This is a genomic window from uncultured Parasphingopyxis sp. (assembly GCF_937129435.1).
GTDB lineage: Bacteria > Pseudomonadota > Alphaproteobacteria > Sphingomonadales > Sphingomonadaceae > Parasphingopyxis.
In genome coordinates this window covers 1-12733 of sequence record NZ_CAKZNF010000030.1, presented here as the reverse complement: position 1 = coordinate 12733, position 12733 = coordinate 1, and the positions used below count along the sequence as shown (strand labels likewise).

The 12733-nt window shown below is 64.2% G+C and carries 15 protein-coding genes; 5 read left to right on the top strand and 10 right to left on the bottom strand.

The genetic code is table 11. From position 1 onward, the window contains the following. Together Q0139_RS05795 and Q0139_RS05790 are read right to left on the bottom strand one after the other, a co-directional pair. On the bottom strand, window positions 1-1820 hold a 1820-nt coding region (locus tag Q0139_RS05795), incomplete at its 3' end, for a S9 family peptidase (RefSeq protein ID WP_298018825.1). A 41-nt stretch (window positions 1821-1861) separates the two neighbouring features. Further along, window positions 1862-2233 carry a hypothetical protein gene (locus tag Q0139_RS05790; protein WP_298018822.1) on the bottom strand — a complete coding sequence of 124 codons (372 nt, stop codon included), beginning with the start codon at window positions 2231-2233 and terminating at the stop codon, window positions 1862-1864. A 183-nt stretch (window positions 2234-2416) separates the two neighbouring features. Between Q0139_RS05790 and Q0139_RS05785 the strand changes: the two genes are divergently transcribed. Beyond that, entirely contained in the window at window positions 2417-2884 is a 468-nt protein-coding gene (locus Q0139_RS05785; RefSeq protein ID WP_298018819.1) for a hypothetical protein, read from the top strand. Here the strand turns inward: Q0139_RS05785 and Q0139_RS05780 are convergent. The 5 genes from Q0139_RS05780 to Q0139_RS05760 form a co-directional block, all read right to left on the bottom strand. After that, window positions 2862-4007 (bottom strand): GNAT family N-acetyltransferase, encoded by a 1146-nt coding sequence (locus Q0139_RS05780; protein WP_298018814.1) that lies wholly within the window; start codon window positions 4005-4007, stop codon window positions 2862-2864. The genes Q0139_RS05785 and Q0139_RS05780 overlap by 23 nt on opposite strands. Further along, window positions 4004-4723, bottom strand: a complete 720-nt coding sequence (locus Q0139_RS05775) for a glycerophosphodiester phosphodiesterase family protein (protein WP_298018811.1) — start codon at window positions 4721-4723, stop codon at window positions 4004-4006. The genes Q0139_RS05780 and Q0139_RS05775 overlap by 4 nt, the downstream gene beginning before the upstream one ends. Window positions 4724-4885: 162 nt before the next feature. Next, complete coding sequence (locus Q0139_RS05770; protein WP_298018808.1) at window positions 4886-5356, bottom strand: RidA family protein; 471 nt, start codon at window positions 5354-5356, stop codon at window positions 4886-4888. Then, on the bottom strand, window positions 5353-5976 hold the full coding sequence (locus tag Q0139_RS05765) for an HAD family hydrolase (protein WP_298018805.1): 624 nt from the start codon (window positions 5974-5976) through the stop codon (window positions 5353-5355). The genes Q0139_RS05770 and Q0139_RS05765 overlap by 4 nt, the downstream gene beginning before the upstream one ends. Then, window positions 5973-6254 (bottom strand): DUF3572 family protein, encoded by a 282-nt coding sequence (locus Q0139_RS05760; RefSeq protein WP_298018802.1) that lies wholly within the window; start codon window positions 6252-6254, stop codon window positions 5973-5975. Before Q0139_RS05760 ends, Q0139_RS05765 begins: the two co-directional genes overlap by 4 nt. Before the next feature lie 38 nt (window positions 6255-6292). Here Q0139_RS05760 and Q0139_RS05755 point away from each other — a divergent pair, with 38 nt between their 5' ends. Next, a complete protein-coding gene (locus tag Q0139_RS05755) occupies window positions 6293-6655 on the top strand; it encodes a response regulator (protein ID WP_298018829.1) in 363 nt (120 codons plus the stop codon). Between the two features lie 150 nt (window positions 6656-6805). Here the strand turns inward: Q0139_RS05755 and rpmG are convergent, their stop codons facing one another. Further along, a complete protein-coding gene (gene rpmG / locus Q0139_RS05750; protein ID WP_298018800.1) occupies window positions 6806-6973 on the bottom strand; it encodes a 50S ribosomal protein L33 in 168 nt (55 codons plus the stop codon). Between the two features lie 213 nt (window positions 6974-7186). On the opposite strand from rpmG, the gene mgtE reads away from it, so the two are divergent. Beyond that, on the top strand, window positions 7187-8593 hold the full coding sequence (gene mgtE / locus Q0139_RS05745) for a magnesium transporter (protein ID WP_298018797.1): 1407 nt from the start codon (window positions 7187-7189) through the stop codon (window positions 8591-8593). A gap of 40 nt (window positions 8594-8633) precedes the next feature. On the opposite strand, the gene Q0139_RS05740 is transcribed toward mgtE, so the two are convergent. Then, window positions 8634-9512 carry a hypothetical protein gene (locus Q0139_RS05740; protein WP_298018792.1) on the bottom strand — a complete coding sequence of 293 codons (879 nt, stop codon included), beginning with the start codon at window positions 9510-9512 and terminating at the stop codon, window positions 8634-8636. Window positions 9513-9629: 117 nt separating this feature from the next. Here Q0139_RS05740 and Q0139_RS05735 point away from each other — a divergent pair, with 117 nt between their 5' ends. Next, window positions 9630-10043: a DUF1489 domain-containing protein gene (locus Q0139_RS05735; RefSeq protein WP_298018789.1), complete on the top strand. Its 414-nt coding sequence runs from the start codon at window positions 9630-9632 to the stop codon at window positions 10041-10043. Between the two features lie 93 nt (window positions 10044-10136). Here the strand turns inward: Q0139_RS05735 and pabB are convergent, their stop codons facing one another. Continuing rightward, complete coding sequence (pabB, locus tag Q0139_RS05730) at window positions 10137-11912, bottom strand: aminodeoxychorismate synthase component I (RefSeq protein ID WP_298018786.1); 1776 nt, start codon at window positions 11910-11912, stop codon at window positions 10137-10139. Between the two features lie 71 nt (window positions 11913-11983). Here pabB and Q0139_RS05725 point away from each other — a divergent pair, with 71 nt between their 5' ends. Beyond that, on the top strand, window positions 11984-12646 hold the full coding sequence (locus Q0139_RS05725) for an MBL fold metallo-hydrolase (protein ID WP_298018783.1): 663 nt from the start codon (window positions 11984-11986) through the stop codon (window positions 12644-12646). Window positions 12647-12733 lie beyond the last annotated feature (87 nt).

The window sequence follows — 12733 nt, the reverse complement described above, 5'->3', positions numbered from 1 at the left end:
TTGCCGATCAGCGACAGCGGCGAGCGGCGCCAATAGCTTTCCTGGTCCTCCCAGAAATTCGATCCGAACCAGTAATCCTGCACGAACACCGGGATGTCCGAGGTCAGCACCTGCGTCGTCCAGTTGATGACGGGCTTTTGCGTCGCCGCGGCGCGGAAGCGGTTGGTCTGGCCGACGATCCAGCTCGTCAGCACGCCGCCGCCCGATCCGCCGGTCACGAACAGTTCGTCGGGATTGGCGATGCCCTCGGCGATGACGCGATCGACGATGCTCATCAGGTCGTCATAGTCATTGCCCGGATAGGCATGGTGGATGAGGTTCGCGAATTCCTCGCCATAGCTCGTCGATCCGCGCGGATTGGCCGAGACGACGACATAACCGGCCGAGGCGTAGAGCTGGTTGTCGGTCGAGAAATGCGGGCCATAGGCCGCGAACGGGCCGCCATGGATTTCGAGGATCAACGGGTAGCGCTGGCCCTCCACATAGCCGGGCGGGAGCGTCATCCAGGCTTCGATAGGACGGCCGTCGAAGGACGAGGCCGTCTCGATCCGCCGCACCTCGCCCAGCCGCTGATAGGGCAGGACATCGGCGTTGAGATCGGTCAGCCAGCGCGCGCTGCCGCCGCGCACAATCGCGACATCGGCGGGACGGGTCGCGGTGCCGCGCGTGAAGGCAATGGTGCCGTTGTCCGAGACCGAAAAATCGCCGCCGGTATAGGGCCGGTCGAGGCTCGATCCGGAAAGTCCTTCCGCAACGGTGCTGATACTGCCGTTCATCGACACGCGCGCGACGCGGGTTTCGCCGTGGTCGTCATAGCTGACGTAGAGATTGCCATTGTCCGCCCAGACGGGGGACGAAACGCTGCGATCGAGCGATCCGGTCAACGCGCGGCTGTTCGATCCGTCGCGGTCCATGACATAGAGCAACGTGTTCTGATAGCCGAGCCGCCGGTCGTCGAAACCGAGATAGGCGATGCGATTGCCGTCGGGCGAGGCGACCGGGCTGAAATCGGGGCCGTTTCGGTCCGTGAGCTGTGTGATGCCGCCATTTGCCGCGTCGAGCGCGTAGATCTCGCTCTCGACGGGTTCATATTGCCAGTTTGGGTCGCGATTGGCGGCGAACAGGATCGTGCGCCCGCCCGCCCAGCTCAGCGGGCCGCTCGAATCATAATTGCCGCTGCTCAACTGGCGGGGTGCGCCGCCCTCGGCGGGCACGACGAAGATCTGGCTGTAGCCGGGCTGGAGATACCCCGCCCCGTCGGCGCGATAGACGATATCGGTATAGACCTGCAGCGGATCGGCCCACTCCGCGCCCTCGGGCGGACTCGGCCGCTCGCCGAGCCGCTCGGGTTCGCCGGGCACGAGCATCGCATAGGCGATCATTGCGCCGTCGGGCGACCAGGCGATGCTGTTCGGCGTCGCGGGCAGCCCGGTGATCCGCACCGATACGCCGCTCTCCATCCAGCGGACATAGAGCTGTGCCGCGCCGCCCTCGGCGGTCGAGATATAGGCGAGGCGGCTGCCATCGGGCGACCAGCGCGGCTGGCTGTGCGATCCCGGCCCGGCGACGATCGGCATCTGCTCGCCCGACCGCGCATCGACAAGCCAGATCGACCGCCGCATCCGATCGGTCATGATATCGCCCGACTGGCGCACATAGGCGATGCGCGATCCGTCCGGGCTGATCTGCGAATCGGCCGCAACCTCGAGATCGAACAGATCGCGCTGCGTGAAGGCGGGGTCGGGGGCTTGCGTTGCGGGCTGCTGTGCGAGGGCCGGGGCGGCAAGAGCGAGGAGGGTGGCGGCGAGGAGGTGTTTCATGGGAAATGGCATAGCGGCCAGAGGCCCAGCATCAAGCTTCCTTATCGCTCAATTTGGACATCCGTGACGTCGAGATAGTAGCTGTCGCACACTTGAAAACAGACCGTGTTGGACTCATGACATCTGGTGCGACCGATGCGGCCGGTCAACGTAACTCGTTGACCGTAAGTTAGATCGTGCGCTTCAAGAACTGACGGATGAATGAATACACATTCTTCGCCCTGACGTAGCTCTAAGTTTTGCCGGGGATAAAATCCAACAGTCTCTTGGCCTTCCGAGATATAACCGCTCAACGAAATTAGATTCGGTGCGTCGGCGTATTCAGCCAGATTGGCAAACGGCCCGACATCCATTGGTGCCGTGCAAGCAGCGATGGAAGCAAGGTAGGGCAAAGCCGCGAAGAACATTTTCATGAGCCCCGGCATAGCGCGGAGTGGGGGCGCGTCAAATATCGTCATTGCGAGGAGCCAAAGGCGACGCGGCAATCCAGAGCGTATCGCGCATCGCCCTGGATTGCTTCGCTGCGCTCGCAATGACGGTAAAAACTATATTCATCCTATCCGCGACCATCTCTGGCGTTGCAAAAGCAGCATTGAGTGTTAGCGCTTGGCTTCACCATGCGATTCTCGCCAAATCTGCTTTATACCGTTGCGGCAACGTGGGTTCTTTACGGTTGCTCAAGTTCAGGAGACCCCCGCAATGCCGAGCAGTTTTGCCGCGATACCGCGCAGTTCGGCGCTCTCGAGCAGCATGGAGCGCAAGCTTTCGTTGAAGAACTGACCTCGGCCATCGAAGGTGATCGTTCTGTAATTTCCGGAAGTCAGTTGGAGTTGTCAGGTTACGAAATTGGCCTTGTCGGCTTACTACCAGAAAGCGACTTACGCTGGACCAATTTGTATTTTGTGTATGACATGGACGAGAGGCCTATAGGCTTTTTCCGTGATACCAACTGGCAGTTAGGCGACTTCCCTGCGCGCACCGTTTCGGGTTGTATGTCGCAGTTCAAGGAGCAGTATCTGCTGTGGGCGATTGAAAATCGAGCTACAGGCCTCCCCCCTTCCTGAACGGCCCCATCTCGCCAAGGAATTTGATGTCGCGTTCCACCGCCGCCCGCTCCGCCTGCAAATAGTTCGCCACCGCATCCCTGAACCCCGCATCGGGGAAGTAGTGTGCGGACCAAGTCGGGACCGGGCGATAGCCGCGTGCGAGCTTGTGCTCGCCCTGCGCGCCGGCCTCCACCGTCTTCAACCCGCGCTCGATTGCGGCGTCGATCGCCTGATAATAGCACAGTTCGAAATGGAGGAAGGGGACGTCTTCGAGGCAGCCCCAATAGCGGCCGTAAAGCGTGTCGGCGCCGATCAGGTTGAGCGCGCCGGCGACCGGGGTGTCGCCACGATAGGCGAGGATCAGCAGCGTCTTCTCCGCCATCCGTTCGCCGAGCAGCGAGAAGAACGGGCGCGTCAGATAGGGGCGGCCCCATTTGCGCATGCCCGTGTCCTGATAGAAGTCCCAGAAGATGTCCCAATGCGCTTCGGTCAGGTCGCTGCCGGTGATGTGCTCGATCCGCAGCCCCTCGACGGCGCGGCGGCGTTCCTTGCGGATCGCCTTGCGCTTGCGCGAGGCGAGGTCTGTGAGGAAATCGTCGAAATCGCCATAGCCTTCATTCTGCCAGTGGAATTGCGATCCTTCGCGGATCAGCCAGCCGGCGTCCTCGAAAATTGCGACCTCTTCGGGCGCGATAAAGGTCGCGTGGGCGGAGGACAGGCGGTTGTTCGCGGTTACCGCCTCGATTGCGGCGATCAGCGCGGGCGCATAGCCCGGGTCGCGCGTCAGCAGGCGCGGGCCGGGCACCGGGGTGAAGGGTGCTGCAAGCTGCACCTTCGGATAATAGCGTCCGCCCGCGCGCTCCCACGCATCGGCCCAGCTATGGTCGAACACATATTCGCCCTGGCTGTGGCTCTTCACGTAAACCGGCGCGACGGCGGCGATATGGTCGTCTGATCCGACCGTGACGGGAAGCGGCGCCCAGCCTGTTCGCTCCCCGACGCTGCCCGATTCCTCGAGGATCGAGAGGAAGGCGTGGCTGACGAACGGGTTCGCATCGCCCGCGCATTCGTCCCAGACGCTTGCGTCGATGGCGCCGACCGTCCCGCCGGCGCGTGCCGTGACGGGATCGCCCTCGCTCATGGCGCCTCGTAGATGATCTGGTCGGCGTGTTCGGCGGCGGTCGCGCGGTTCGCATCGCTCCGCACCGTCCAGGTCAGCACCGCCATCCCTTCGGCACGCAGCGGTTCGGCAAAGGCCGAGGGCAGGCTGCGAATGTCATAGGCGAGGAAATGCGGCCTGGCGCGGAAGACCGAGAGCGAACGCTGCATCGGCGCCTTGAGCCGGTCGACAAAGCTCTCCTCGTCCTCCTCGGTGACGACGAGCCCGCGCACGACATGCGGCGCATTCTTCGCGAACCAGTGACCGACTTCGGGGTTGAACGACATCACGGCAGCATCGCCGCTATAGTCCGCCAGCGCGTCGGCGACCGAGCAGCACAGTTTCTTCACCTTGCGGTTCTTCGCTTTCACTTCGATCAGTAGCGGCACGCGGCCGGCGATGATGTCGAGCGCGTCGGTGAGACGCGGGATCGTCTCGCCGGCGCCCTTGAACCGAATCTTTTCGAGCTTCTTCGCCTTGCGTTCGATCACAAGCCCGGATTTCTCCGTCAGCCGGTCGAGCTCGTAATCGTGAAAGGCGAAGGCGACGCCGTCCTTCGACACCTGCACATCGGTCTCGATGCCGTGGCCCGCGTCGATCGCCGCTTCGAACGCGGCGCGCGTGTTCTCTACGACGCCGCCACCGTAAAGGCCGCGATGCGCGAACGGCGCGGCGGTGAGGAAGGCGAGGTCAGGCATGTTGCTCGTGTCTCCCCTGCCCTTGATGGGGAGGGGGCGGGGGTGGGGTGAGACATCCACAAGGGCAGACACTCTTGGCGGCTTCACCCCCACCCAACCCTCCCCCATCAAGGGGGAGGGCTTTAAGGTGGAGCGGAATGTAACCCATGACAGCGATCACCCCTATGCCTCGTGGACCTGCACGATGGCGTCGATCTCGACCGCGACGCCCAGCGGCAGCACGGGGACGCCGACGGCGCTGCGGGCATGGCGGCCGGGCTCGCCGAACACCTGCTGCATCAGCGCCGACGCGCCGTTGGCGACCTTCGCCTGATCGGTGAAGTCGCCGGCGGAATTCACGAACACGCCGAGCTTCACGACCCGTTTCACCCGGTCGAGATCGCCGAGCGCGGCCTTCATCTGTGCGATCAGCATGGTGGCGCAGGCGCGCGCGGCGGCCTGGCCGGTTTCGAGATCGCAGCTTTCGCCGAGGCGGCCTGTCATCAGCTCGCCCTGGGGGTCGAACGGCAGCTGGCCCGAAATATGAAGCAGTCCGTTCGCCTCGACGGCCGGAACATAGGCCGCGACGGGCGCGGCGGGCTCGGGCAGGTCGAGGCCGATGTCCTTCAGCTTCGCTTCGATGGTGCCGGTCATGCGGTCTCTCCTTCGGTGATACGATCGATAATCCATTGCCGCGCTTCCGCCCAGTCATCGATGCGTGTGTGAGCATGTTCGGCCGCCGGGACCTTTACCGCGACCGTAGGCTCGGCGATCATGTGGAGCCGCCAGACCTCCGGCGCGGCACTGGCGACGCTTTCATGATGGACGGCGAGATCGTCGACAAAGATGGCGAGGCTCGGTGCGTGCGCGGCGAGCAGTTCCTCGACCTTCGCGCCCTTGCCGCCCTGGTTGGTGTGCACCGGATAGTCGATGTCGAAGGCGGCGAGCTGGCGCGCGCGGGCATCGCGGAACTCGTCCTGCAAATTGGTCAGGATCGCGATCTCGGCATATTCGGAGATGGCGACAAGGGCCTCGCTGGCGCCCGGCACGACGGTCTGCCGGTCCATCTCGGTATCGAAAAAGCCGTTGAGCAGTGGCGGCAGTTCCTCGCGCTTCAGCGGCGCGCCGCCGCCGCGCGGGCGCACCGCATTGATGAAGTTCGTGCCTTCCATCGCGAATTCCAGGCCGTGCGCCTCGCCGATCCAGTCGGAAAAATGGCTGACCATGTGGAGCAGCACTTCGTCGCAGTCGCATATGACAAGCGGCCGGCTCATGCCTCGAGCCTCCGGCGCACGGCGACGAGCGCTTCGGGAGTCGCGCCGATCTCCTCGGCGCAGGCGATCAGGTCGCGTTCCAGCGCCTCGAGGAATCGGATCAGCGCGGCGAGCACGGTCGGATCGTCGATCCGGCTGCGCAGGTCGCCGGCCGTCAAGCCTGTGAGCGCGAGGAACCGGCCCGCGCGCGTTTCCTCGCCCAGCGTCCAGGTCAGCGCCGAAAGCGCCAGCGCGGTGTCAGCCTCTGCGGTCTCGTTATTTGAATCGGTGCGTATCATGGCCTAACGGGTTGCGGATCGAACATGCGGGGACGGACGTGGCGAAAAAGGTGCTCGTTGTCGAGGACAACGACCTCAATCGGAAATTGTTCTGCGATCTTTTGCAGGCGCACGACTATGAAGCGACGCCCGTTGCGGACGGTCGCGAGGCGATCGATACCGCGCGCGACATGACGCCCGACCTCATCATCATGGATATCCAGATGCCGCATGTCAGCGGGCTCGACCTGATCGCCGAGATCAAGCGCGACGACGCGCTCAAGGCAATTCCGATCATGGCGGTAACCGCTTATGCCGGGAAGGGCGACGAGGAGCGTATCCGCGATGCGGGTGCGGAGGCCTATGTGTCGAAGCCGATCTCCGTCGGGCGATTTATCGAAGAAGTCAGCGGATTGGTGTGAGGATTCCGTCAGAATTTTGCTGACGCAAAATCGCCGCACCGGCCCGCACCCCCACCCGGCCTCCCAACAGGTTACACTGAAGTGGGAGGCCGGGTGGGGGTGCGGGCCGGTGCGGCGCCTGAACGAAGTGAAGGTCTGACGAGAGGACCTCTATTTGATCTTCGCTTCCTTGAACTCGACATGCTTGCGCGCGACGGGATCGTATTTGCGCATGACCATCTTCTCGGTCAGGTTGCGCGGATTCTTCTTCGTCACATAGAAGAAGCCGGTGTCCGCCGTGCTGACGAGCTTGATCTTTACAGTAGCCGGTTTGGCCATCGTCCTGGTGTCCTGAAATTGGCGTGAGCGGCCACCGGTCCGCCAGGGGCGGGGCGGAGGCCTCCAAAGCGCGGCCATGTGCCCGCCATATGCCCGATTGTCAAGGCGAAGCGGCGTTTGCCGCGCTGCCGAATAATCGCGCAACAAGCGGCTGACAGGCCGCGCCTTTTCGCGCTAAAGCGGCGGCGCACCGGGTCGAAGCAGGAGGGCGCCGTGACCGATACCATCGTCGAGACGCCCGAAGAAGAAGCCGAGGAAACCGGTCTCGGCGAGGACGATCGCCTGAAGCCCGAATTCATCGAGCAGGTGGTTGCCACGCTCGATGACGGCAACAGCGATTCGACGCGCGACCTGGTCGGGCGCCTCCATCCGGCCGATATCGCCGACCTGTTCGAGCAGATCGATGCCGACCGGCGCGGCGACCTTGCGCTGGCGGTGGCCGAAATCCTCGACGGCGAAGTGCTTGCCGAAATGAACGACTTCGTGCGCGAACGGCTCGTCGACGAGCTGGAGAACGCGCAGGTCGCCGATCTCGCCGCCGCTCTCGATACCGACGATGCGGTCGCGATCATCGAGGATATGGAGGTCGAGGACCAGCGCGAGGTTCTCCGCGCGCTCGAGCCCGACGACCGCGCCGCCATCGAGGAAGCGCTCGGCTATCCGGAGGAAACCGCCGGCCGCCTGATGCAGCGCGAACTCGTCGCCGTGCACGAGAATATGACCGTCGGCGACGTTATCGATTATCTGCGCGACCAGACCGAGCTCACGACGGATTTTCTCGAGATTTTCGTCGTCGATCCCGCGCATCGCCCGGTCGGCACCTGCGCGCTCAGCTGGATCCTGCGCACGCCGCGCAATTTCGCCATCGCCGATGTGATGAAGCGCGAACAGACGCTGATCCCGGTCGATATGGACCAGGAGGAAGTGGCTCTCAAATTCCAGAAATACGGGCTCGTTTCGGCCGCCGTCATCGACGCGTCCGGGCGGCTCGTTGGCATGATCACGGTCGACGACATCGTCGACATTATCGCCGAAGAGGCGGGCGAGGATATCCTTCGCCTGTCAGGCGCGGGCGAGGGCGACATCAACGAGCCGATCGGCGAGGCCTATTCGAGCCGGGTGCGGTGGCTTGTCGCCAATCTCGGCACGGCGCTCGTCGCCAGCGGGATCATCGCGCTGTTCGGTGCCGCGATCGAGGAAATGGTCGCGCTTGCGGTGCTGATGCCGATCGTCGCTTCGATCGGCGGCAATGCGGGGACGCAAACCATGGCGGTCGCCGTGCGCGCGCTCGCGATCAACGAGCTTACCCGCTCCAATACCTGGCGGACGATCCGGCACGAACTGGCGGTCGCGATCCTCAATGGCGCGACGATCGCAGTGCTGATCGGCATCGGCGCGGGGCTCGTGTTCTCCAACCCTGCGCTGGGTGGCGTGATCGCGGTAGCCATGCTGGTCAACATCATCGTCGCCGGTATGGCGGGGGTCTTCGTCCCGGTGACGCTGGAGCGGATGGGTCAGGACCCGGCCGTGGCCTCATCGGTCTTCGTCACGATGATCACCGATTCGATGGGCTTTTTTGCGTTCCTGGGGCTAGCGGTTGCGGCGGGACTTGTGGGGTAGTTCTCTCGCTCCGGACATCGGAGACCATTGGTGCGCCGCTTCAATCCGATGCCGACGCCGTCAAAAGCTCGCGCATCTGACCCGAAATCTGACCGCGCTGGGTCTCCGCCGCGGCGGCGCCTTCGGTGCCGTAGAGCGCGCGCAGATAGGCAACATCCCAGTCGGTCAGGTCGGCGGGTGCATCGACGCCGTCGCGGAACAGGTTGAGGATCGTGCGCTCGGGCCGGATCGGTGCGGTGACGTCGGCGGCGGTGAGTGCCTGCACGGCGACAAAGGCCGAGAGCTGCTGCATCGTCACGCCTTCGAGCTGGTCGAGATCAATGAGCAAATAGACGGTGCTGAAGTCCGCGCGCAGCTCGTTGGAGATGCGGCTGGCGCGGCCCTGCGACCCGCCGAGCACCAAGTCGCTATCGGTGTTGTTGCCGTCCTGCGAGCGGACGATACGCCCGTCGCGAGTCCGGAACTCGTTGACGCTCCAGCTGCGCGCCGCAGCGCCGCTTTCAGCGAGCGCCTCGCGTTCGCGGATATTGAGCGACGAGAGGTGTGCCGGACGCTGGCGGCGCAGCGTTTCGACGAATTCGGCAGGCTCTCGCATGAAGACGATGATGGCGTTGGGATCGCAGCCATCACTTCCTGTTCGCGCGCCAACGGCTTCTGCAATCGCGGTGACGGTCTGAGCGATATATCCATTTAGCTCGTCACGCAGGCCCGTCACGCGGGGGCAGAGCGGGCTGTTCCAGCGGGCGATATGGCCGTCCGATGTCCGGCTGCTGATCGCGCCGACGAAATCGGCAACGGCCTGCGGGTTGCTCGGCGCGCCGGTTACGACGATCTGGTCGCCATCCTGGGCGAAGGCGGGTGCAGCGGCGGCTAGCGACGTGCAGGCGAGCGCGGCGGCGGCGATAGAAGTGAAACGCATCTGATCCTCCCTGAACTTTGCCCCTCGGCTCGCTTTTCGGCTTCCTGTGTTAGCAAAGCAAGACAGCTGGCCGATGCCATCGACCAACGGCTTGATCTCTTCGACTGGCGGCCCGACATGAGCGCCATGTCCGCGCTCAACATCACCAAGGTGGCGGTCGGCTGCGCGTCGCTGGCCGATCTCGAGCGGCGTCAGAAAGGCCGGGAAGAGGGCGGGACGCTGTTCATCACGACCCGGTACCGCCCGAAACGGTATGAGGAACTGGTCGGCGGATCGATCTACTGGATCATCAAGCACCGGCTCGTCGTCCGGCAGCGGATTATTGCGTTCGAGGAAGCGGCGGACGGGCGCTGGAATATCCGTCTCGATGCGAAGCTGATCCCCGTGAGGGCGCGGCCTAAACGCGCGCATCAGGGCTGGCGCTATCTGAAAGCGAGCGACGCGCCGAAGGATTTCGAGGGCGACGAAGACGGTCTCGCCGCGTTGCCGTCCAACATGTTGAATGACCTGGCGAGGCTGGCACTGATATAGTAAGAACCTCGCTATTGCGAGGCCGATGCGGCGCCGAGCCGAAGGCGAAGTCTGACAAGAAATTCCGGTCTGGCGATTTTCCTAGCGGAAAATCTAACTTTCCAACCGCGCCTTGATCATTCCGCGCAGTGTATTGCCCACATAGAAACCGGCGAGCAGGTCGCCGCGTTGAAGGTCCGCTTCTTCGGCCCGGCCCTCTTCGATCAGCGATGTGCGCAGCACGCCGGGGAGGATGCCGCGCGACAGCGGCGGCGTGAGCAAACGGTCGCCGCGTTCGACGAAGATGTTGGTGAAGCAGCCTTCGGTTAGATAGCCGTCCTCGTCTTCGAGCAGCGTTTCATAACCTTCGCTGTCCTCGCGCGCCCGTTTGTAGATGCTGCGGTCGGTCGTCTTGTGCAGCAGGCGGAAGTCCGTCGAATCGGCCCGGCGCGGCGCGATATCGACGGCGACAGGCTCCTGCGGCGACGGTTGCAGCGGCCGGATCTCGATCGCGAATCGGCCTCGCCGCGACAGCAGCAGGCGAATCTTCGAAAGCGTCGCCAGCCGGAATGTCGCCGCCTGCAGCTCGTTGCGCGCGGCGTGACGGTCGAAGGCGAAGCCCAGCGCCTCGGCGCTCGATTTGAGGCGTTCGAGGTGGCGCTCCAGCCGCACGATCCCTGTATCGGGCTCGAACCGCATCGTCTCGATCAGGTCGAACGGCGTCTGCCCCTCAGTCACGAACGCGCCCTTGGCGAGACATTCTTCCCATTCCTCTTGCGGCTTGCTGTCGGCGACAATCCCCGATCCCAGGCCCAGACTTGCCCGCCGTTCGCCCTCGCGCAAGGCCAAAGTGCGGATCGCGACGTTGAACGCGGCATCGCCATCGGGCCCGATCCAGCCGATCGAGCCGGTATAGGCGCCGCGCGGCCCCGCCTCGCATTCGTCAATGATCTCCATCGCCCGGATCTTGGGCGCTCCCGTGATCGATCCGCAGGGATAGATGGCGCGCAGCAGGTCGGAAATGGCCAGTCCGTCGCCGATCTCGGCGGTGACGGTCGAGGTCATCTGGTGGATCGTCGGGAAGCTCTCGACATGGAAGAGCGAGGGGACCGCGACGCTCCCGGGCCTTGCGATCCGCGACAGATCGTTGCGTAGCAGATCGACGATCATCAGGTTTTCGGCGCGCTGCTTGGCGTCTTCGCGGAGCGACCGGCGGACATGGCGGTCGGCGGCGGGATCGAGATTTCGCGCCGCGGTACCCTTCATCGGTCGGGTGGTGATGGTGCCGTCCGCCAGCGAGAAGAAGAGTTCGGGCGACAGCGAGAGCAGCCACTGCTCTCCCGTCCGCACGATGCCGCCATAGCCGGCGCGCGAGGCCGCCCGCATTTGCGCATAAAGGGCGAGCGGATGACCGGCCACGGGCACATCGGCCTGGAAGGTGAAGTTCGCCTGATAGATATCGCCCGCCGCGATATAATCCTGCACCCGTGCCAGCTGCCGCATATAGGCCGGGCGGGACAGGCGCGGCACGGGCGCTCCCGCATGGCTGCCTGCGGGATCGGGCAGCAGGCCGGTGATGCTGCCGGCGGGGATGCGTTCGACAGCCTCGAACAGCCCGAACCAGAGCAGGGAAGGGGCGCCGTCCGCCGGTGGGTGTTTCAGCGCGCCGAGCTTGTCCTCGAACGCAAACCCCGCCTCGTAGGAAAGATAACCCGCGGCGAAGAGTCCGTCGCGCCGCGCCGCCTCCAGCCGTTCGAGCGCGACAGGAATCTTGCCATGGTCTCGTGCCGCAACGATCTCGACCGGATCGCGGAACAGCCGCGCATCGGCCCCATTCTCGCGCGCATCGTCGAGCAGGACGAACGGCACGTCGGGATCGGTCGGAAGCATCGCCGCTCCATGCCAAGGTGAAAGCGGTTAGGCCAGTTGCGCTCGCAGCGGTGAAACGCCATGTCTGCCGCATGACCGACGAACAACCTCTCAAGGCGGCGATCATTCCGGTGACGCCGCTGCAGCAGAATAGCTGCCTCATCTGGTGCACCAAGACGATGCGCGGCGCCTTTACCGATCCGGGCGGCGATCTCGACCGGCTGAAGGCGGCCGCGAAGCAGCAGGGCGTGACGATCGAGAAGCTGCTCGTCACCCATGGCCATCTCGATCATTGCGGGCAGACGGGTATGCTGGCCGAGGAACTCGGTGTCCCGATCGAGGGGCCGCAGGAAGAAGACCGGTTCTGGATTTCCAAGCTCGAGGACGACGGGCGCAAATGGGGTTTCGAGGGGAAGGTGTTCGAACCCGATCGCTGGCTCGATGACGGCGATACGGTGACGGTCGGCGATCTGACGCTCGACGTCTATCACTGTCCGGGCCACACGCCGGGGCACATCGTCTTCCACCATGCGCCGTCCAACTTCGCGATCGTCGGCGACGTGCTGTTCAAGGGATCGATCGGCCGCACCGATTTCCCGCGCGGCAACCATCAGCAGCTGATCGATTCGATCACCGGCAAGCTCTGGCCGCTCGGCGAGCAGACCGCCTTCGTGCCGGGCCACGGGCCGATGTCGACCTTCGGCTATGAGCGCAAGGTCAACGGCTTCGTCGCGGACAGCGTGTTGGGGGTTTAGGTTTTTGATTGTCAGACTCGACCTGTCGGTCGAGCGCCGCACCAGCCCGCACCCCCACCCGGCCTCCCACTGAGTATATCCTGGATG